We start from the raw sequence: 19,933 nt of genomic DNA, 5'->3' as shown, positions 1-19,933 counted from the left end.
CGAGGTTGCGTATGGAATCGGTCCGCGCCGCCGGACTCGGATAGCGCCGTGGCATCATTCGAGGATGACGCGCGGATACGGGCTGTCGGCGGTGTGTTGTGCGGTGCTGTGTGTGCTCGCGGCGACCAGCCTTGTCGCGCCGACGGTTTCGGCGGAGCCGGAATGTCAGGTGCGGGTTGCGGTGCGGCCGGTGACGCTGACCGTGGACGGTGAGGACGCGACCGGGCTGGTCTACGAGCCGTATCGGTGCGCGCCAGGCGATCTCGCGCCACGGGATCTGGTCACCGCCGTGCACGGGCACGACGGCTCGGCCGCGGACTACGCGGGATACCTGACCTCGATCGCCCAGCGGACCGCGACCCCGATCGTGTCGATGGATCTGCGCAGCGCGACCAGCGCTTGGAAGACCGGCGAATGGAACCTGTGGGCAGGCTGGCGTGACATCGTGGCCGCCACCCAGTGGTACAAGAATGAGCACCCGTCGATCGCTCGCACCGTGCTGTGGGGCTGGAGCCAGGGCGGGATCATGAGCGGCCTCGCGGTGGCGCACGGTCCACGCGGGCTGTTCGACTACTGGGTCGACAATTACGGTCCGGCAGACGATTTCACGATGTGGCTGGCGTCGGCCTTGGTCGATCCGAAGCTACCCGCGCAGATCGAACACGACGCGGGCGGCTGCCCGCCGACCATCTGCCCGCAGGCCTACCTCGAACGCTCGCCCGCGCTACTGGCGGGCCGTATGGACATGAAGCGGGCGTTCCTGGTGCACGGTACCTCCGACGATGTGGTGCCGTATGCGACCAGCGTGGAGATGCGGGCCGGCCTGCTCGCCGCGGGCAAGCCCACCTCGATGTACACCATCGTCACCGGCCGCGACCTCAACGGCGCGATTGTGCCCGGCGACCACAGCGTCGGCCCGGCGTTCTTCGAGGGCGGTTGCGTGGTCGAGCGCCTGCTCACCGGCGCCGAGCCCGTCGACGGCCCCGACCGCGACTACGTCGTGGATGTCGCGCACGGGTTCGTCACCGCCCCCGCAGCGCCGCCGAACGCGAAGTGCGCCGCCTGAAGCACGGCGTCGATGCGGCGGAACAGTTCCGGTATCCGTGTGGTTGCCTCGATGAGACGGACACAGAAAGAGGTGTGATGAGCAAGCCCAACGATCCTGCCTACCACTGGAACGGCGAAGAGCTGGATCTGGACGCCTACCTGGCCCGCATCGGGTTCGACGGTGATCGCAGTCCGTCCTTGGCGACATTGCGGGCACTGGTCTACGCGCACACCACGACGATCCCCTTCGAGAACCTGGAGATCATCCTCGGCCGTTCCATTCCGCTGGATCTGGAGTCGTTGCAGAACAAGATGATTCGACAGCGCCGTGGCGGCTACTGCTACGAGAACGTGGGGCTGTTCGCGGCCGCGCTCGAGCGGCTGGGGTTCGGTGTCACCGGCCTCAGCGGCCGCGTGAGCTTCGGCGCGGCCGGCGGCCTGCGGCCCGCCACCCACGCGTTGCTGCGCGTGACGACCAGCGACGACGATCGGGTGTGGCTCTGCGACGTCGGGTTCGGTTCCGGCCCGCTGGAGCCCTACGAGCTCGGGGAGAGTCACGGTGAGTTCGCGCTCGGCGAGTGGCGATTCCGGCTGGAGCGCACCAGCGGCGAGCTGGACACCGATGTGTGGGTGCTGCATCAATTCGGCCGGGAAGGCTGGATCGACCGCTACACCTTCCCGCCGCAGCCGCAGTACCGGATCGACTTCGCGGTGGGCAATCACTTCGTGTCGACCTCGCCGCATTCGCCGTTCGTCACGCGTCCGTTCGCGCAGCGATTCCTCCCTGACGTGCACCACATCCTGGACGGCACCACCTGGACCGTCGAACGCCCCGACGGATCCAGCCGAGACCGCGAGCTGGAACTCGCCGAGCTGCCGAAGATACTGTCGGAGGTCTTCGACATCGACCTCACCGACGCGGATGCGGTGACGCTGGCCAAGGGTGCCTGGCTGGCGAAGTGAGCGGACGCCGATCGCGCGGCGGCGACACGCGGCTACCTCGGTGTGCCGCCGTCGCCCGATACAGTCGGCTGGGTGCGCACTCGCCGGAAGGTCCTCATCCTGTTCGCCGCGCTCGCCTCGGCGCTGACCGGTTGCAGCTCCGGCCCGGACCAGCCCGACACCGTCGCAGGACAATTCGCCGATGCGCTCAACCGCGACGACATCGCGGCGGCCGCGGCCTTGACCGACGATCCGACCAAGGCGGCGGACTCGCTGAAAGGGCTTTACGACGGCCTCGGTAAAGAGGTGACGTTCGATGTCCGCTCGGTGGACAAGAACTCCTTCACCCTCGCCGCCACCTGGAAGTTCGGACCGGACGGCAAGAATGAGTGGAGCTACACCACCACCGGCACCGCGAACGACACCGGCAACGGCTGGAAGGTCGAATGGGACCCGACCACCGTGGCTCCAGGCCTCGACATCGGTCCGCTGACCTACGACCCGGTGTATCCCGAGCCCGCCCGCATTCTCGACGCATCGGGTGGTGAACTGATGACCCAGCAGGTGGTGACGCTGGTGAACGTCAGCCCCGGCGCCGACACCGCCGCGATCGCCGCCCTGGTCGGCCCGCTCGCCCCCGGACTCACCGCGCCATCGCTACAGTCGGATCTCGCCGCGGCCCAAGGCAAGTCGATCACCGCGATCACCCTGCGCGCCGCCGACATCGCGCCGATCCAGGCCGCGCTCGAGGCGACCACCGGCGTCACCCTCGCCCCGCAGACCCGGCTGCTGGTCAACGACAAGTCGCTCGCGTCCCCGACGCTGTCCGGTCTGGCCGACTTCTGGCAGAAATCGGCCGACGCCGCGACGGGCTGGGCGGTGCGGGTCCTGATTCCCGACGGCAGCAAGCGTTTCGCCGGTCGGGACCCGCTGCCGACCGCCGACATCGCGACCACCATCGATATCGACCTCCAGCACGCCGCGGAGGACGCGCTGACGCCGATCGCCCAGCCTGCCACGATCGTCGCGCTGCAACCCTCCACCGGCAATGTGCTCGCGGTCGCCCAGAACGCCGCCGCCGACGCGCAGGGCCCGATCGCGCTCACCGGTCTGTACCCGCCCGGTTCGACCTTCAAAACCGTCACGGTCTCCGCCGCGCTGCAAGCCGGTTCGGTCACACCGGACACCGTGCTGCCCTGCCCCGGTGTCGCGAATATCGAGGGCCGCCGGATTCCCAACGACGACAATTTCGATCTCGGTCAGGTCCCGCTCCACACCGCCTTCGCCCGCTCGTGCAACACCACCATGGGCGGCTTAGCTGTGAAATTGCCGGCGGACGCGTTGACGAAAGCAGCCGCACAGCTCGGCCTCGGTATCGACTACGTCACACCCGGTCTGACCACGGTCACCGGCAAGGTGCCGCCCGCCGAAACTCCCGCGCAGCGGGTCGAATCCAGCATCGGTCAGGGCCAGGTGACGGCCTCGCCGTTCGGCATGGCGCTGGTCGCGGCGTCGCTGGCCCGTGGTTCGGTGCCTGCGCCCGCGCTGGTGACAGGACAGCCCGGCGTCGCGGACAAAACCCAAGAGCCGCTGCCGCCGACCATCGATGACCAGGTGAAATCCATGATGCGCGAGACCATCACCGGCGGCACGGCGACGGCGCTGCGCGACATCCCCGGCCTGCTCGGCAAGACGGGTACCGCGGAGTACATCGATGACAAGCACGCGCACGGCTGGTTCGTCGGCATCGACGGTGACCTCGCGTTCGCCGTGTTCATCAGTGACGCGGGCAGCTCGGGCCCCGCGGTGGAGGCTGCGGGACGTATGCTGCGGACGCGGCGATAGCCGTAGCCGCGGTGTGGGCGGCGGATATGTCCCCGCTGCCGCGTGCCCTGGTTTAGGGCCCGCTACACTCGTCCCGAAACGCGTGAGTGGTCAATACGCGGTATGTCACGATTTCGAGAAGGTTCGGAGTAGGCGCCATCGATACCGGTCAATTGATCGCGGAACATTACCGCCTGGTCGAGCGGATTGGTAGCGGCGGCACGGGTGTCGTCTGGCGTGCCATGGACGAACGGCTGCAGCGCTCGGTGGCGGTCAAGCAGATCCATATCCAGCCCAGTCTGCCCGCGGCGGACCGCGACGTCATGCGTCAGCGAGCCATTCGCGAGGCGCGCAATGCGGCGCGATTTCAGCATCCCAACGCCATCGTGGTGTTCGACATCACCGAGCACGAGGGTGACCCGTGTCTGGTGATGGAGTACCTGAAATCCCGCAGTCTGGCCGCGGTGATCTCCTCGCAGGGCATGCTGGCGCTGCCGCAGGTCTCGCGGATGGGCGAGCAGGTCGCCTCGGCGCTCATCGCCGCGCACCAGGCGGGCATCGTGCACCGCGACGTCAAGCCGGGCAATATCCTGCTCGACGACCACGGCACCGTGAAGATCACCGACTTCGGCATCTCGCGGGCGACCGGTGACGTCACGCTCACCGAGACCGGCCTGATCTGCGGCACCGCCGCCTATCTCGCGCCGGAATGCGCTCGCGGCGCCGATCCGACTCCGGCCTCCGATGTATTCGCCTTGGGCGCAACCCTTTTCCATGCGCTGGAGGGTGAGCCGCCCTACGGTGCGAGCGCCAACCCGCTCGCGGTGCTGTACGCGGCAGCCAACGGCCAGGTGAGCGAGCCGCGGCACGCGGGACCCGCAACCGACTTCCTGCTCCAGCTGCTGAGCCCGGAACCCGAGGACCGGCCGACCATGCGGGCCGCGCACGATCACCTCGCCGCGCTCGCGGACTCCGGTTCCACACCGGTGCCCGCCGGGTTCGTCCCTGCCAGTGAGGCTTTCGGTAGGCGGCAGCTCGGTGAGCCCGAATCGGCAACCCGTACGCTGCGACCATCGGTCAACGCGTCGACGCAGTACCCGCCCACCGAACGGCAGTCGCGTCCGGCACCGCCGCCCCGAAACGCCAGGCAGCCCAACACCGCCGCGCATCCGCGCACCGCGGCGCATCCGCGGACGACTACGCAGCCGAGACCGGTGCCGCGCAAGTCGGGCGGCAAGCGTAAGGCCGTGCTGATCGGCGCATCGGTCGGTGCGCTGGTCGCCGTGGTCGCGTTGCTGATCGGCGCACTGACCCAGGGCGGCGGCGGCACTCCCTCCGGACAGGCCAGCCCGCCGTCGACGAGCACATCGCCGGGTGGCACGAGCTCCTCGGTGACCCCGGGCGCACTCGGTCAGACGGCCAGCGCGAGCACGGTCGATTGGGGCGCGGCCGGACAGCTGGTGGTGGATTTCTACAACAACCCCGCTGATTCCTGGTCACTGCTCACGCCCGCGGCACAGAAGGTGTACGGCACCGAGCAGACCTTCCGTCAGTACTGGAGCACGCGCACCATCGATTCCTTCAGCAATATCGACGCCTATAAGCGCGCCAACAACGCCGACGGGTCGGTCGACATGCGCATGGGTGACCTCACCGTCAACGGCCAGTCCAAGGCGCTGACCCTGCGGGTGATCAGCACCGGCGGCGGCAAGCTACTCATCGACAGCGACACCAAGGCCGCAAGCTAACCGGCTGCCTACGCTCGCCGCAGCCTGGAATGCGCGGTGCGCTCACGTCCGCGAGCAACCGCGACGTGGTCGTACTGGACGAGATGCTCCGGGTCGAGCCCGGCGACCTCGGCGATCGCTGGATAACGTGATCGGGGCGCGCACTGTGGCGTGATCTGTCTCTATGCGGCGGTTAACCGGTGGCGGCCGCCCGATAGGCTGGTAGTCGAACTCCAAGCATGACCAGCACAGACAGGACTGCACACCGAGATGACAAGCCGCATCGAGCTCGCCCGCGTTGATCTGCGCGGTCGCACTCCCTCCGCTGCCGAGCTGCGCACCGCGCTGCCGCGCGGAGGGGTCGACGTCGACTCGGTATTGCATCAGGTGCGGCCGATGGTCGAGGCGATCCGCGACCGCGGTGTCGGGGCGGCGCTGGAATTCAGCGAGAAGTTCGACGGTGTGATCCCGGCAAGTGTCCGGGTGCCCGCCGCCGAGCTCGATGCCGCGCTCCAACACCTCGATCGGGCCGTGCGGGCCGCGCTCGAGGTCGCCATCGAACGCACCCGCAAGGTGCACGCGGACCAGCGCCGCACCGACACCACCACCGAGGTCGTGCCCGGCGGCACGGTGACCGAGCGGTGGGTGCCGGTCGAGCGCGTCGGCCTGTACGTCCCCGGCGGCAATGCCGTCTATCCCTCCAGCGTCGTGATGAACGTGGTGCCCGCGCAGGCGGCCGGGGTGGAATCCCTCGTCGTCGCCTCGCCGCCGCAGGCGCAGTTCGATGGGCTGCCGCACCCGACGATCCTCGCGGCCGCGAAGCTGCTCGGTGTCGAGGAAGTATGGGCGGTCGGCGGCGCGCAGGCCGTCGCGCTGTTGTCCTACGGCGGACTCGATACCGACGGGGCCCAGTTGGAGCCGGTCGATCTGATCACCGGCCCCGGCAATATCTATGTCACCGCGGCCAAGCGGTTGTGCCGCGGTCTGGTCGGGATCGACGCCGAGGCGGGGCCCACCGAGATCGCGATTCTCGCCGACGCCACCGCCGATCCGATGCACGTGGCCGCCGATCTGATCAGCCAGGCCGAGCACGACGTGCTCGCGGCCAGCGTGCTCGTCACCGACAGCGCCGAGCTGGCCGATGCCGTCGATGCCGCGCTCAGCACGCAGATGACGGTGGTCAAGCACGCGCACCGCGTCGCGGAAGCGTTGCGGGGCAAACAGTCCGGCACGGTGCTCGTCGACAATATCGAGCAGGGCCTGCGCGTGGTGAATGCCTATGCGGCCGAACACCTCGAGATCCAGACCGTCGATGCGCCCGCCGTCGCGGCCCGAGTGCGCAGTGCCGGAGCGATCTTCGTCGGCGCGTACGCACCGGTCAGTCTCGGCGACTACTGCGCGGGCTCCAACCATGTGCTGCCGACCGCCGGATGCGCCAGGCACTCCTCGGGTTTGAGTGTGCAGACCTTCCTGCGCGGCATCCACGTCGTGGAATACACCGAGGCGGCGTTGAAGGACGTGGCCGGTCATGTGGTCGCGCTGGCCAATGCCGAGGATCTGCCGGCTCACGGTCAGGCCGTGCAGGCGCGATTCGAGGCGCTGTGATGACGCCGGAAATCACCGTGCCAGGTTCGCGGGTGAGCCTGGACGACCTGCCGCTGCGCGCGAACCTCCGCGGCAAGAAGCCTTACGGCGCACCGCAATTGACAGTGCCGGTGCAGCTGAACACCAATGAGAACCCACACCCGCCGAGCCGGGCGCTGATCGACGACGTCGCCGAATCCATTCGCGCCGCCGCCGCCGATCTGCACCGTTACCCGGACCGGGACGCGGTGGCACTGCGGTCGGATCTGGCGGCGTACCTCAGCAGCCAGACCGGTGTCGCGGTGGACACCGCCAATGTCTGGGCGGCCAACGGCTCCAACGAGATCCTGCAGCAACTGCTGCAGGCCTTCGGCGGACCAGGCCGCAGCGCACTGGGTTTCGTCCCGTCGTACTCGATGCACCCGATCATCTCCGAGGGCATCGACACCGAATGGATCGAGGCCAAGCGCAACGCGGACTTCGCCCTCGACATCGGCTACGCGCTGACCGCGATCGCCGAACGCTCGCCCGACGTGGTGTTCGTGACGAGCCCGAACAACCCCACCGGCCACAGCATTCCGCAGGATGACCTGGCGCGGATCCTCGACGCTGCTCCCGGCATCGTGGTGGTCGACGAGGCGTACGGCGAGTTCTCCTCGGCGCCCAGCGCGATCGGGCTGATCGACCGGTATCCCACCAAGCTCGTGGTGACCAGGACGATGAGCAAGGCCTTCGCGTTCGCGGGCGGCAGGCTCGGCTATCTGGTCGCCGCGCCCGCGGTGATCGACGCGATGCTGCTGGTGCGGCTGCCCTACCACCTCTCGGTGGTGACCCAGGTGGCTGCGCGCGCGGCACTGCGGCACGCCGGCGAAACCCTCGCCAGCGTCGCCGAATTGGCAGCTCAGCGCGACCGCGTCGCGGCGGCATTGCGCGACATGGGTTTCGAAGTGATCCCCAGCGACGCCAACTTCCTGCTGTTCGGCCGGTTCACCGACGCCGCCGAGACCTGGCAGCGCTACCTGGAGCAGGGTGTGCTGATCCGCGACGTCGGGATCCCCGGCTACCTGCGCACCACCATCGGCCTGGCCGCGGAGAACGACGAACTGCTGCGCGTCAGCGCCACATTGGTCAACACCGACCTGACCCCCCGATGAACAAGCCCCGGAGCCGAACAGCACCTTCGGGCAACGACAAGGAACCGAACGTGACGTTCGGTCGCGCGAATGGAAGTGAGCATGAGTAGGACAGCGCGGGTAGAGCGGGTCACCAAGGAATCCAGCATTGTCGTCGAGCTGGATCTGGACGGGACTGGCAAGACCGAGATCTCCACCGGGGTCCCGTTCTACGACCACATGCTGACCGCGCTCGGTACACACGCCAGCTTCGATCTGACCGTGCGTGCCGAGGGCGACATCGAGATCGAGGCACACCATACGGTCGAGGACACCGCGATCGTGTTCGGTCAGGCGCTGGGTCAGGCGCTCGGCGACAAGTCCGGTATCCGGCGCTTCGGCGACGCGTTCATCCCGATGGACGAGACGCTGGCGCACGCCGCCGTCGATGTGTCCGGGCGGCCGTACTGCGTGCACACCGGGGAACCGGATCACCTGCTGCATGCGGTGATTCCCGGCTCGCCGGTGTCGAGCCGCGGCGCTGCAGGCGCGCCGTATTCCACCGTGCTGAACCGGCACGTCTTCGAGTCGATCGCGCTCAACGCCCGCATCGCGCTGCACGTGCGCGTGCTCTACGGCCGCGACCAGCACCACATCACCGAGGCCGAATTCAAGGCCGTGGCACGGGCGTTGCGTGCCGCGGTCGAACTCGACCCGCGGGTGCACGGCGTGCCGTCGACGAAGGGGACGCTGTGACCAAGAGATCTCTCGTGCTGCTCGACTACGGCTCCGGCAACCTGCATTCTGCCGAGCGCGCCCTGGTGCGCGCGGGCGCACAGGTCGAGGTCACCGCGGATCCGGAGGCCGCGCTGGCCGCCGACGGTCTGGTCGTCCCCGGTGTCGGCGCCTACGCCGCTTGCATGGCGGGGCTGCGAAAGGTGCGCGGCGAGCGCATCATCGGCCAGCGCCTAGCGGGCGGTCGTCCGGTGCTTGGCATCTGCGTCGGCATGCAGATCCTGTTCGAGCGCGGCGTCGAATTCGGCGTCGAAACCGAGGGCTGCGCCGAATGGCCGGGTGTCGTCGAACGCCTGTCGGCCCCCGTGCTGCCGCACATGGGCTGGAACACCGTCTCCGCCCCGCACGACAGCACCCTGTTCGCGGGCATGGACGCCGACACCCGCTTCTATTTCGTCCACTCCTACGCCGCCCAAACCTGGGACCTCCCACCGAGCGAACATTTCGCCTCGCCCAAACTCACGTGGGCCGAACACGGCGTCCCGTTCCTGGCTGCCGTGGAAAACGGACCACTCGCGGCAACTCAGTTCCACCCGGAGAAATCCGGCGACGCGGGCGCGCAGCTGCTGCGCAACTGGGTGAACGCGCTGTAGTCGGGCTGACCCGTCCTCTGCTGCTATCGCGCCCGAGTGCTCGCGACGGCCCCCTGAATTCAACCGATTACGGGCGGGTGCCGGTGGACCAGGTAGGAGTGTTCTCCACCCGCGCCAGTCGCCACCCCTCGCCGGTGCGAACAGCGTCGAAGCGGTAGACCCCGCCGAGGGTGTACTGCGGTTCAGGCGCCGTCTTCGCCACGGTCGCGGCTGGAGCGAAGGTGGCGATGACGTTGGCACGGACGTCTGCTGTGTCGCCCTTCATATCGATCTTCACATTGCTGATGATGTGCTGAATCCGCAGGTTGTCGGAGTGATTTCGGCTGGCTTGCGCGATCAGCGCGTCCCGTCCTTCCACCTCGCCGCCGGGGGTCTCGGCAGTCGCTTCGGCGGTGTAGATCGCGCGGAAGTCGTCGAAGCGGCCCGCATCGAGTGCGCTGCCGAGTTGGTCGACCAAGGCGGTGATCTGGTTGCGGTCCACCAGTTCTCGGAGCTCACGCCGAGTCGGGTTGTCGTCGGTGGCGGCGGTGGTCGTCGTGCAGGCGGTGGCGAGCACGGCCAGCGGCAGGGTTGCGACGGCGAGGGCGAGGCGGATCTTGTTCATCGGTCGAACCTTTCGAGCTGAATGTTGGTCTGTCCAACATTGGTATCGCCAACAGTATCAGATTGTGGGTGGCCACTACGCCCTGCTCGCCGCACGCAGGTTTGTCGCGCGCGCGTTCGGCGACGGTGAGGCATGTCGGGTGCGCCAGCGAAATGCTTTGGGGCAGGGGATACTTCGCCCACACCGGTGATCTGCCCGCCTATTTCTTCGCTGACCGGCCTTTGAACTGGGCCCGGTCGGCGGCCTCGAGCCCTGCTTCCCACCCCTCCGCACTGCGGATCGTGATGCTCCGTCCCCGCACAGCGGGAAACAGCGTGTCGAAAGCCTCGTCCACCGTGCGCTGATGAGAGGCGAGCACCGGCAGCAGGCGTGCGGCTTCGGCGGCTTCGGCGATCGTGCTCTCGTTCGCCGCAGCGAGCCGCTCGCCGATCCGGGTGGCGTACGCGGTGAGGAACGCCTTGCGGAACGCACGGGACCGCGACTCGTCGCTGCGCGCGCTCTGGTTTCCGGTGGCGATCATCGCCCTGGTGGCCTGTACGAGCAGGGACGTCGTCAACAGCTCTACGGCGTCCAGATCGTTGTCGTCGCCGACGACGGTCATGAACTCCCACGCCGCGACGAAGATCGCGCGGCACCGGTTGGCTCGGGTGACCACCTCGACCAGTAGCGCTTTGGCCTCGACATACGGAGTGTCCAGCCAGATTCTGCGGGCGCCGGGCAGATCCGGGACGGAGGTGTCGGCATCGACGAGCACGCGGTCGAGGGCATATTTGGTCATCAGCTCCTGGGCCTTGGCCGACAGGGTCTCGGCCTCCTCGGGGAACGAGGTCGACTCGGCCTTCGCGAGCAGGCCGCGGACTCGGCCGAGCACCTTCTCATCGACGCCGTGGTGTGCGGCCGGTTGCACTCGCGCGCTGCCGGGCAATGGCCGAATCAGTTCCAGCTTCGGCAGCTGGACCAGCAGCGCGAGCGCCTCGACGACAGTGGTCAGCGCTTCGGCATTGGTCAGCAGTTGTCGGTTCGCCCACTGGACGAGGTGCGGATCGGATCCCGACCACCAGGTGACGGCCGCGAGCTCGTCGATCTGTGCCCGCCAGGTCTCATCGACCAACGCCGGTGCGAATGGTTGGATATAGGCGGCTATCACGTCGGTGAGGTAGCCGACCGCGAACTCGTCGACGCGTCGACGCGCTATCTGATGAACATCCATCGGCAGCCAGCCGTGCTGAAAGACCCGAGTAATGATGCGCTGACTCGCCAGCTGCGCGCCGTGCGCCAACTCCTGCGTCAGCGTGCCGGAACCGGCGAGCTGACCGATAAAACGCCGCGCGGCAACGGAATCGCCCTGTGCCGACGTCACGGCCGTCGCCATGATCGCGTCGGCGATCTGCGCTGCGTCTGATAGTGCCGTGGCGTCCAGTACCGGGCCATCGGTGCGCGCCGTCCGCCCGGTTCGTCGTCGGCGATTCTGTTTGCCCATGATCCGGGGCTCCCTTCTCGACCGACAGTCTCCAACCGCGGGCGCAGCTACTAATGATGCTGGTGACACCGCAACCGGTATTCGATCGGGGACCGTCCGGTATCGGTCGAGGACGACGACCGCGGCGATCGCGACATGTGCAGGCAGTTCTACACCGGTGGCGCGACCGGTCACCCGAAAGGGGTGATGCTCAGTCACGATGCCGAGCGACAGCTCGGCAACTGCAGACCACCCGATCGGCAACGTGGCGCGTGCAGACCGGTCCGTCCGAGCACGTGCTGTAGCGAAGATCACTCACACCCGTGATCAGCACCGCATATCCGCAGGCCGGAGGTGGGGCGCACGGAGCGAGCAACTAAGCTGCTGGCGTGAGTCTTGTGCTGCTACCTGCTGTCGATGTCGCCAATGGTGAGGCCGTGCGCCTCGTACAGGGGGAGGCGGGCAGCGAAACCAGCTACGGCTCGCCCCGCGATGCGGCACTGGCGTGGCAGGAAGCCGGTGCGGAGTGGGTGCATCTGGTCGATCTCGATGCGGCCTTCGGTCGCGGCTCCAACCGGGAACTGCTCGCCAAAGTGGTCGGCGAACTCGATGTGCGGGTGGAGCTGTCCGGCGGCATCCGTGACGACGAATCGCTCGAGGCCGCGCTCGGTACCGGCTGCGCCCGAGTGAACCTCGGCACCGCCGCGCTGGAGGATCCGCAGTGGTGTGCCCGCGCCCTCGCCAAGCACGGCGAGCGCATCGCCGTCGGCCTCGACGTGCGCATCATCGACGGCGAGCACCGGCTGCGCGGCCGCGGCTGGGTCAGCGACGGCGGCGACCTGTGGGAAGTTCTCGAGCGCCTGGAACGCGATGGCTGCACCCGCTACGTGGTCACCGATGTGACCAAGGACGGCACTCTCACCGGCCCCAACCTCGACCTGCTGCGCGAGGTCTGCGCCGCCACCGACGCGCCTGTCATTGCCTCCGGTGGTGTGTCCACTATCGAGGACCTGATCGCGATCGCCGAGCTGGTTCCGGAGGGTGTGGAGGGGTCGATCGTCGGCAAGGCGCTGTATGCGGGCCGCTTCACGCTGCCCGAGGCACTGGCCGCGGTGCGCTGAGCCGACGACCCGATGGCTGCCACCCGCTCGAACTCCGACGAACTATCGTCCCTGCTGGCTCTCGCCACCGATATCCTCGATTCCGCCAGTGCGCGTTTCGTCGAGGGTGTCGGCGCGCCGAGCGCGGTCGCGAAGGGCCGCAACGACTTCGCCACCGAACTCGATCTGGAGCTGGAGCGCACTATCTCGGCGCAGCTGGAGCAACAGACCGGGATCGACGTGCACGGCGAGGAATTCGGCGGACCGCAGCTGACCTCCGGCACCGCGTGGGTGCTCGATCCGATCGACGGCACCTTCAATTACTCCGCCGGGCACCCGCTTTCGGGCATGTTGCTCGCGCTGGTGCACGACGGCGAACCACTGCTCGGGCTGACCTGGCTGCCGGTGCTCGGGCAGCGGTATGCCGCGATGTCCGGCGGCCCGCTGCTGCTCGACGGAAAGCCGTTGCCGCCGTTGCCGCAAAGCAAACTGGCCGAGGCGATGATCGGCTTCGGCGCGTTCAACGTGGATTCCGACGGGCGTATCCCTGGCCGCTTCCGTTTCGACCTGCTCGGGCCGCTGAGCAGGCTGTCCTCGCGGGTGCGGATGCACGGCTCCACCGGCATCGACCTGGCGTTCACCGCGTCCGGCGTGCTGGGTGGCGCGATCGTGTTCGGGCACCATCCCTGGGACAACGCCGCGGGCGTCGCACTGGTGCGCGCAGCGGGTGGCGTGGTGACGGATCTGGCGGGCGAGCCGTGGACCATCACCTCGGGTTCGGTGCTCGCCGCCGCACCGGGCGTCCACGAGGAACTCCTGGAAATGATCTGCACGGTCGCCGACGAAGCATGAGCCACAGCAATACTTGCAGTCTCCGAGGAAGGGTGAGCCGATGACGTTGGCCGTACGTGTGATTCCGTGTCTGGACGTCGACGCGGGCCGGGTGGTCAAGGGCATCAACTTCGAAAACCTTCGTGACGCGGGCGATCCGGTCGAACTGGCCGCCGCCTACGACCTCCAGGGCGCCGATGAGCTGACCTTCCTCGATGTCTCCGCCTCCACCGGCGACCGGGGCACCATGATCGATGTGGTGACTCGCACCGCCGAGCAGATCTTCATCCCGCTCACCGTCGGTGGCGGGGTGCGCACGGTCGACGATGTCGACCGGCTGCTGCGTGCGGGCGCGGACAAGGTTTCGGTCAACACCGCCGCCATCGCCAGGCCGGAGGTGCTGCGGGAGATGTCGGAGCGGTTCGGTTCCCAGTGCATCGTGCTGTCCGTGGATGCCCGCACCGTCCGGGAGGGCCAGCCCGACACACCGTCGGGCTGGGAGGTCACCACGCACGGCGGCAAGCGCGGCACCGGCATCGACGCGGTCGAATGGGCCGTGCGCGGCGCGGAACTCGGCGTCGGGGAGATCCTGCTCAACTCGATGGACGCCGACGGCACCAAGGCGGGCTTCGACTTGCCGATGATCCGCGCGGTGCGCGCCGCGGTGACCGTGCCGGTGATCGCCAGCGGGGGAGCGGGTGCGATCGAGCACTTCGCGCCCGCCGTGCACGCGGGCGCCGATGCGGTGCTGGCCGCCAGCGTGTTCCACTTCGGTGACCTCAGCATTCCGCAGGTCAAGCACGCCATGCGGGCAGAGGGCATCGTCGTCAGGTAGGTTTTGCCGACCTGGCCGCGGGTAATGCCCCGAGTTAGGGTTGTGCTGCTCGATTGGTGTCTGCGATCGGAGGGACCGCGTGCTGGGTGAAGGTGAACTGTTCGCCGGTTACCGCATCGAGCGCCTGCTCGGCCAGGGCGGCATGGGGTCGGTGTATCTGGCCAGGCATCCGCGGCTGCCGCGATCGATGGCCTTGAAGCTGCTCAACCAGGAGTTGTTCAGCGACAACGAGATCAGGGCCAGATTCGAACGCGAAGCGGATCTGGTCGCGCAGCTGGACCATCCGAACATCGTCGCCGTCTTCGATCGTGGCGTCGAGGACGAGCAGCTGTGGATCTCGATGCAGTATGTCGACGGCATCGATGCCTCGACGATCGATCAGCGCAAGTTGCCGCCGACGCGGGCAGCCCAGGTCATCGCCGAAACCGCGAAGGCATTGGATTTCGCGCACGGCAGCGGAGTCCTGCACCGCGACGTGAAGCCCGCCAACATCCTGCTTGCCCGCGCGACCGGCGGCCAGGAGCGGGTATTTCTCACCGACTTCGGCATCGCCCGCCTGCGCGACGACGCAGGCCATCTGACGCTGACCGGAACCTTCACCGCCACTTTGGCTTACGCCGCACCCGAACAGCTGACCGGCGCACCGATGGACGGCCGCGCTGACCAGTATGCGCTGGCCTGCACGCTGCACTGGCTGCTGACCGGCGCGGCACCATTTCAAGCGCCGAGCCCACCCGCGGTGATTCAGGGCCACCTGCAAGCCCCACCGCCCCGGGTCACCGCCCGGCGTGCTGACCTGCCTGCCGCTTTGGATGAGGTGCTGATCCGGGCCCTCGGTAAGCGTCCTGCCGACCGGTTCGGCTCATGCACTGAATTCGCGGAAGCGGTGTATCGAGCACTGCACATGTCGGCCCCACGCGCCATGCCCGTGGCAGGCCAGGCCCGGCCGGTAACCGCACCGCCGATGCCCATGCATCCACTCGCGCAGCAGAATCCCTACCCGAGCCCGCAGCCTTACCCGAGCCCGCAGCCCTACCCGGGTTCCCAGGCCCACGTGAGCCCACCGCCGCACCTGAGCTCGCCGTCCCGTCCCGTCCCGCAGCCTTTCCACAGCTCCCAGCCCCACCCGAGCCCGCAGCTCCCTCCGAATCCACAGCGCTATCCGAGCCAGCACCCTCAGGCCGCACCCGGATATTCTGCTCCGACAAGGCAACCCACCGGTTTCTCGGCAAACCCGCCGCCGTACGGCCACCAGCCCCCGCCTACCCCCAGCTCGACGGGCACGGTGTTGGTCATCGTCGGCATCGTGGTGCTGATACTTGTCATAGTCGGGTTCGCCATCCTCCTGGCCTGAGCTCGCGTGACCCGTCCGACCGAATCGGTCGAACGGGTCTGCGCGAATTATTGTGAGCGCGAGCGAAAGCCGCGGCTCAGGCACCCGCCGCCCGGAGCAGCAGAGCACCGGCGATGATCGCCGCGAACGACGCGACCTTCGGCAGCGTGATCTTCTCGTGGTAGATCAACGCGCCGAGGATCACCGTGCCGATGGACCCGATCCCGGTCCAAATCGTGTATCCCACACCGACATCCAGGGTGCGCAGCGCCAAGCTCAGCGTGAAGATGCCGCCCGCGGCGGCGAGCAGGGTGAACACCGACGGCCAGAGTCTGGTGAAGCCCTTGGTCGCGTTGGTGCCGAGTGCGAAGGCGATCTCGAAGAGGATGGCGATGCCGAGGTAGAGCCAAGCCATGACGAATACTCCTGTCGGGATGAGGGTTCGATGAATGTTCGGGCGGTGAGGTTCAGGCGGCGACCGCGACGGGCGCTGCCGTGCGGTTGGCGAGGCTGTCGGAGATCTTCAGACCGAGCACGCCGCCGATGATCAGTACGAAGGCGAGCACCTTCCAGACATTGAGCGATTCGTGGAAGATCAGCGTGCCGAAGATGACGGTGCCGACTGACCCGATGCCGGTCCACACCGTGTAGCCGACCCCGACATCGAGGGTGCGCAGCGCGAGACTCAGGAAGAAGATGCCGCCGGATGCGGCCGCCGCGGTCAGCAGCGACGGGCCGAGCACGGTGAAGCCGTGCGTCGCATTGGTGGCGAGTGCGAACACCACTTCGAAAACTGCCGCGATCATCAGGTAGATCCAGGCCATGAGAGCTCCTCGGTGAATCATTTAGTTGCATGTATATGCAAGTATCTTGCACGAAGGGAAGTATGCATGTACAAATAATCTGTGTCAAACACCGAGCGCGACGAGCAGATGTGGAACCGGTTGTCCGCGTTGTACTCCCAGGTCGAGCACCGATTGGGGACCGCGATCCAGCGCGGGCACGGCCTCGGGCTCTCGGAGTACCGTGCCCTCGGCCTGCTGGTCGTGGCACCCGACGGCGAGCTGCGCATGCAGGATCTCGCCAACAGCGTCGGCCTCAACCAGAGCTCGGTCACGCGCCTGGTCGGCAGGCTCGATGCCGCGGGCCTCGCCTACCGCGACCTGTGCCCAGATGACCGGCGCGGTGTCTACACGGTGATCACCGATGAAGGCCGCGCCCGCTATCGGGCGGCCAGGGGGACCTACCGGGAAACCCTGACCGCCGCACTGGACGACGCACCCGACGGTATTGCCGAGGCGCTGCGCCACGGTCTGTCCGTGACAGCCGAATAGCGAACACCCGGCATCGCCCCTGTATAACGGTGGCATGACTCTCGACCCCGCCATTTCCGCCCGGCTCAAGCGCAACGACGCGGGACTCGTGTCCGCGGTCGCGCAGGAGCGCGGCACCGGCGATGTGCTGATGGTCGCCTGGATGGACGACGAAGCGCTGGCAAGGACGCTGGAAACCCGTAAGGCGACCTACTATTCGCGCTCGCGCCAGCAGTACTGGGTCAAGGGCGAGACATCCGGCCACACCCAGTATGTGCACGAGGTCCGCCTCGACTGCGACGGCGACACCATCCTGCTGGTCGTCGACCAGCAGGGCGCCGCCTGCCACACCGGCACGCACACCTGCTTCGACTCCGATGTCCTGCTGGGCGCGGACAAATCCTGAGTGACCCGCGGCGGGATAAACGGCCGCGTTCGTGAGCCGGCCGACGGCGCCGGTCCTACGACGGCTGCTGGTCGGACCGATCCTGGACGGTCGACGGCCCATCGCCGTTACTCAACGCATCGGCCAGCTGGGTCGACAACACCTCGCTGAGGTCGGCCAGCTGTGCCGTTTGATTCTGATCGATGCCGTCGAAGACCAATCGGCGCACGGCATCCTGATAGCCGGGAGCCGCCTCGACCACCTTCGAGTAGCCGTAGTCGGTGAGAACGGCCTGCACGCCGCGTCGCCCGGTGGTCGCTGAGCGCTCGGCCCAGCCCATGCGCTCCATCTTCGACACGACATGCGAAAGTCGTGATAGCGATGCATTTGCTTTGTGGGCTAGGTCACTCATCTGCAGGCGGTGGCCCGGTTCTTCGGACAGCAGGGTGAGTACCCAGTATTCGAAGTGTGTGATCCCGGATTCGCGCTGCAGCTGGGTATCCAAAGCGCCTGGTAGGCGGGTCATCAGCGCCACGATTGCACGCCAAGCTCGCTGTTCGACGGGGTCGAGCCACTTCGTCACTGGTTGCCTTCTTTCGAGCCGAGTGACGTGGTTTTGTTAGTGCACAGTCGCTCGCGACAATAAGTTTGCCACGACTTCGCTCGACCGTCATGAAGTTGCTGCATGACGTGAGGTCACTCACATGTCGGCGTGGCGTGGCGTTGCCGTGTCCGATGTGAGCTTCGCCGACTTCGGCGCGCCCGCGGGCGGCGGCGCGGCCTGCGTCACCGGCTGCGCGGGATGCCTGCGCCGCCACCCGCGTCGGACGACGACGAGCACCACGAGCAGGAAGACGATGGCCGCGGCGATCGCGCCGACCAGGGACGCGCCACGGAAGGCGGGCGCGTCGACGTCGAGAATCCGCTGCCCGGCGTGGGCGGCGCTATTGTTGCCGAGCACGATGCTCAGCGTCATGAGGTTCGGGATCGCGGCAAGTATCGCCAGCACACCTGCCGCGCCCGCGATCACCTTGCCCGCGCGACGACGCCACACGAGTACTGCCAGCAACAGCAGGAAAAGGGGTATGGCGGTGAACAATCCGCCGTAGACCAGACCCCAGCCGATGCCCTTGCTGAAGCTGCCGCTCACCAGTTCCGCGATGCGCTGTGCCCACCACCGTGGGATGAACGCGGCCAGGATGAAGTAGGCGACGACCAGCACGGCGAGGACCGCCAAGCCGCCCAGAATCCGTGTGCGCCACGTGGCCAGCGTGGATTTCTGCCGATCCGGCCGAACCTCGCTCGAAGTCATGAATCCAGCGTAGGCCCGGTGACCAGCGGGAACGTGGTCATCGACTCGGCGTTTTCGAGACGGTCGTCTCGAATATCGACGGCGAGCGGCTTACTTCACGCTTTCGCGCAGGAACTTCAGTGCCTCGTCGGCGTGCACAGTGGCCCGCAGCTCGCCGGTGATGATCTTGCGGACGGTGCGGTCGCGATCGATGACGAAGGTGTGTCGCTTGACCGGCGAGACTTTGCCGAGCAGCCCACGCTTGACACCGAACTGTGCGGCAACCGTGCCGTCGGCATCCGAAAGCAGGGGATAGCCGAGATTCTGTGTGGCGGCGAACCCGGCCTGAGTGTCGACGCCGTCGGTGCTGATGCCGACGGGCGAGGCGCCCGCCGCGGCGAACTCGGCGGCCAGGTCGCGGAAGTGGCAGGCCTCGGCCGTGCATATCGGAGTGTTGGCGGCGGGGTAGAAGAACAGCACCACCGGACCGCCGTCGAGCAAGGCGTCGAGCGAACGCGGTGTGCCGGATTGATCTGGGAGCTCGAATTGCGGTGCGAACTGGCCTATCTGCATATCGGGGACATTACCGGGCGGTTAGTCGGTTCGGTGGGGCTCGTTGCTGTCCCCGGCCCGGGTCTCCTGCCCCGTCGCCCCCGCGGGAAGCCGAGGGTCCATATCTCGAATCCGGGCTTTCCGCTGGGTCGCCGCGGGAGAAGCCTGGGACGACGGGGACGGGAGAACGGTCGCTATACGCCGATGAGGGCAGCGACCTCGGGGTTCTTGATCTCCATGACATCGAGAATGCCGTGCGCGCGCAGGAACGGCTCGAGTTCCTTGATCCGGTCGCTGTGAATGGCGTACTCATCTGGAAAGTGGTGCCTGTCCAGCGCCTCCAGTGCCTTCACATAGGTGACGAACGACGCTAGGGCATTCAGTGGTGTGGAGCTCTGCGATCCGCCCATCGAGTTCAGGCCGACCATTCGCTGGGGCTGACCGGGCATACCCGATCCGGCACCGTGCCGACCCTCCGGCGCAACCGGTTGCGAGCGGTACATCAGTTGTCTCCTCTCGAATTGGATACCACGTGCGACATGGAACGCCGCGAGTCTAGTGACGCCTGCCACAGGCGCTGGACCCGCGTGCGAACCGGACGGCTGG

22 protein-coding genes are annotated in these 19,933 nt (G+C 67.5%); 14 read left to right on the top strand and 8 right to left on the bottom strand.

What is annotated here, in order from left to right:
• Positions 1–64 precede the first annotated feature (64 nt).
• From ACFQZZ_RS13145 to hisH, 8 genes are all read left to right on the top strand, one after another.
• Positions 65–1,066 (top strand): alpha/beta hydrolase family protein, encoded by a 1,002-nt coding sequence (locus ACFQZZ_RS13145; protein WP_378678919.1) that lies wholly within the window; start codon positions 65–67, stop codon positions 1,064–1,066.
• A 77-nt stretch (positions 1,067–1,143) separates the two neighbouring features.
• On the top strand, positions 1,144–2,010 hold the full coding sequence (locus ACFQZZ_RS13140) for an arylamine N-acetyltransferase (RefSeq protein ID WP_378678916.1): 867 nt from the start codon (positions 1,144–1,146) through the stop codon (positions 2,008–2,010).
• A 72-nt stretch (positions 2,011–2,082) separates the two neighbouring features.
• Positions 2,083–3,834: a penicillin-binding transpeptidase domain-containing protein gene (locus ACFQZZ_RS13135; protein ID WP_378678913.1), complete on the top strand. Its 1,752-nt coding sequence runs from the start codon at positions 2,083–2,085 to the stop codon at positions 3,832–3,834.
• 152 nt (positions 3,835–3,986) lie between these two features.
• Positions 3,987–5,561, top strand: coding sequence for a protein kinase (locus ACFQZZ_RS13130; protein ID WP_378678910.1), 1,575 nt, complete (start codon positions 3,987–3,989; stop codon positions 5,559–5,561).
• A gap of 249 nt (positions 5,562–5,810) precedes the next feature.
• Entirely contained in the window at positions 5,811–7,145 is a 1,335-nt protein-coding gene (gene hisD / locus ACFQZZ_RS13125; protein WP_378678907.1) for a histidinol dehydrogenase, read from the top strand.
• Positions 7,145–8,278, top strand: coding sequence for a histidinol-phosphate transaminase (locus tag ACFQZZ_RS13120; RefSeq protein WP_378678904.1), 1,134 nt, complete (start codon positions 7,145–7,147; stop codon positions 8,276–8,278). Before hisD ends, ACFQZZ_RS13120 begins: the two co-directional genes overlap by 1 nt.
• Positions 8,279–8,359: 81 nt before the next feature.
• Complete coding sequence (gene hisB, locus ACFQZZ_RS13115) at positions 8,360–8,992, top strand: imidazoleglycerol-phosphate dehydratase HisB (RefSeq protein WP_378678901.1); 633 nt, start codon at positions 8,360–8,362, stop codon at positions 8,990–8,992.
• On the top strand, positions 8,989–9,624 hold the full coding sequence (hisH, locus tag ACFQZZ_RS13110; RefSeq protein WP_378678898.1) for an imidazole glycerol phosphate synthase subunit HisH: 636 nt from the start codon (positions 8,989–8,991) through the stop codon (positions 9,622–9,624). Before hisB ends, hisH begins: the two co-directional genes overlap by 4 nt.
• Positions 9,625–9,691: 67 nt before the next feature.
• Here the strand turns inward: hisH and ACFQZZ_RS13105 are convergent, their stop codons facing one another.
• Together ACFQZZ_RS13105 and ACFQZZ_RS13100 are read right to left on the bottom strand one after the other, a co-directional pair.
• Positions 9,692–10,228 (bottom strand): nuclear transport factor 2 family protein, encoded by a 537-nt coding sequence (locus ACFQZZ_RS13105; RefSeq protein WP_378678895.1) that lies wholly within the window; start codon positions 10,226–10,228, stop codon positions 9,692–9,694.
• Positions 10,229–10,427: 199 nt separating this feature from the next.
• Complete coding sequence (locus ACFQZZ_RS13100; protein WP_378678892.1) at positions 10,428–11,708, bottom strand: DUF2786 domain-containing protein; 1,281 nt, start codon at positions 11,706–11,708, stop codon at positions 10,428–10,430.
• A gap of 368 nt (positions 11,709–12,076) precedes the next feature.
• Between ACFQZZ_RS13100 and priA the strand changes: the two genes are divergently transcribed.
• The 4 genes from priA (at position 12,077) to ACFQZZ_RS13080 (ending at position 15,807) form a co-directional block, all read left to right on the top strand.
• Positions 12,077–12,808: a bifunctional 1-(5-phosphoribosyl)-5-((5-phosphoribosylamino)methylideneamino)imidazole-4-carboxamide isomerase/phosphoribosylanthranilate isomerase PriA gene (gene priA, locus ACFQZZ_RS13095; RefSeq protein WP_378678889.1), complete on the top strand. Its 732-nt coding sequence runs from the start codon at positions 12,077–12,079 to the stop codon at positions 12,806–12,808.
• A gap of 12 nt (positions 12,809–12,820) precedes the next feature.
• Positions 12,821–13,639 (top strand): inositol monophosphatase family protein, encoded by an 819-nt coding sequence (locus ACFQZZ_RS13090; RefSeq protein WP_378678886.1) that lies wholly within the window; start codon positions 12,821–12,823, stop codon positions 13,637–13,639.
• Between the two features lie 40 nt (positions 13,640–13,679).
• Complete coding sequence (gene hisF, locus ACFQZZ_RS13085) at positions 13,680–14,453, top strand: imidazole glycerol phosphate synthase subunit HisF (protein ID WP_378678883.1); 774 nt, start codon at positions 13,680–13,682, stop codon at positions 14,451–14,453.
• 79 nt (positions 14,454–14,532) lie between these two features.
• Positions 14,533–15,807, top strand: a complete 1,275-nt coding sequence (locus ACFQZZ_RS13080; RefSeq protein WP_378678880.1) for a serine/threonine-protein kinase — start codon at positions 14,533–14,535, stop codon at positions 15,805–15,807.
• 76 nt (positions 15,808–15,883) lie between these two features.
• Here ACFQZZ_RS13080 and ACFQZZ_RS13075 read toward each other — a convergent pair whose 3' ends face one another.
• The gene (locus tag ACFQZZ_RS13075; RefSeq protein WP_378678877.1) at positions 15,884–16,201 is read right to left on the bottom strand and encodes a DMT family transporter; all 318 of its coding nucleotides are present in this window, start codon (positions 16,199–16,201) and stop codon (positions 15,884–15,886) included.
• A gap of 52 nt (positions 16,202–16,253) precedes the next feature.
• Positions 16,254–16,610 carry a DMT family transporter gene (locus ACFQZZ_RS13070; protein WP_378678874.1) on the bottom strand — a complete coding sequence of 119 codons (357 nt, stop codon included), beginning with the start codon at positions 16,608–16,610 and terminating at the stop codon, positions 16,254–16,256.
• A gap of 81 nt (positions 16,611–16,691) precedes the next feature.
• On the opposite strand from ACFQZZ_RS13070, the gene ACFQZZ_RS13065 reads away from it, so the two are divergent.
• Positions 16,692–17,120, top strand: a complete 429-nt coding sequence (locus ACFQZZ_RS13065) for a MarR family winged helix-turn-helix transcriptional regulator (RefSeq protein WP_378678871.1) — start codon at positions 16,692–16,694, stop codon at positions 17,118–17,120.
• A gap of 34 nt (positions 17,121–17,154) precedes the next feature.
• The gene (hisI, locus tag ACFQZZ_RS13060; protein ID WP_378678868.1) at positions 17,155–17,505 is read left to right on the top strand and encodes a phosphoribosyl-AMP cyclohydrolase; all 351 of its coding nucleotides are present in this window, start codon (positions 17,155–17,157) and stop codon (positions 17,503–17,505) included.
• Between the two features lie 55 nt (positions 17,506–17,560).
• Here the strand turns inward: hisI and ACFQZZ_RS13055 are convergent, their stop codons facing one another.
• The 4 genes from ACFQZZ_RS13055 to ACFQZZ_RS13040 form a co-directional block, all read right to left on the bottom strand.
• Positions 17,561–18,010, bottom strand: coding sequence for a MarR family winged helix-turn-helix transcriptional regulator (locus ACFQZZ_RS13055; RefSeq protein ID WP_378678865.1), 450 nt, complete (start codon positions 18,008–18,010; stop codon positions 17,561–17,563).
• A 174-nt stretch (positions 18,011–18,184) separates the two neighbouring features.
• Complete coding sequence (locus ACFQZZ_RS13050; protein WP_378678862.1) at positions 18,185–18,796, bottom strand: permease; 612 nt, start codon at positions 18,794–18,796, stop codon at positions 18,185–18,187.
• Between the two features lie 90 nt (positions 18,797–18,886).
• Positions 18,887–19,348, bottom strand: a complete 462-nt coding sequence (locus ACFQZZ_RS13045; protein ID WP_378678859.1) for a peroxiredoxin — start codon at positions 19,346–19,348, stop codon at positions 18,887–18,889.
• A 173-nt stretch (positions 19,349–19,521) separates the two neighbouring features.
• Complete coding sequence (locus tag ACFQZZ_RS13040; protein WP_378678856.1) at positions 19,522–19,830, bottom strand: hypothetical protein; 309 nt, start codon at positions 19,828–19,830, stop codon at positions 19,522–19,524.
• Positions 19,831–19,933: the final 103 nt, after the last annotated feature.

Source organism: Nocardia sp. GCM10030253, assembly GCF_042675075.1.
In the GTDB taxonomy this organism is placed as follows: domain Bacteria; phylum Actinomycetota; class Actinomycetes; order Mycobacteriales; family Mycobacteriaceae; genus Nocardia.
The sequence above is the reverse complement of the archived record's forward strand: the minus strand, read 5'-3'. Positions and strand labels throughout refer to the sequence as shown.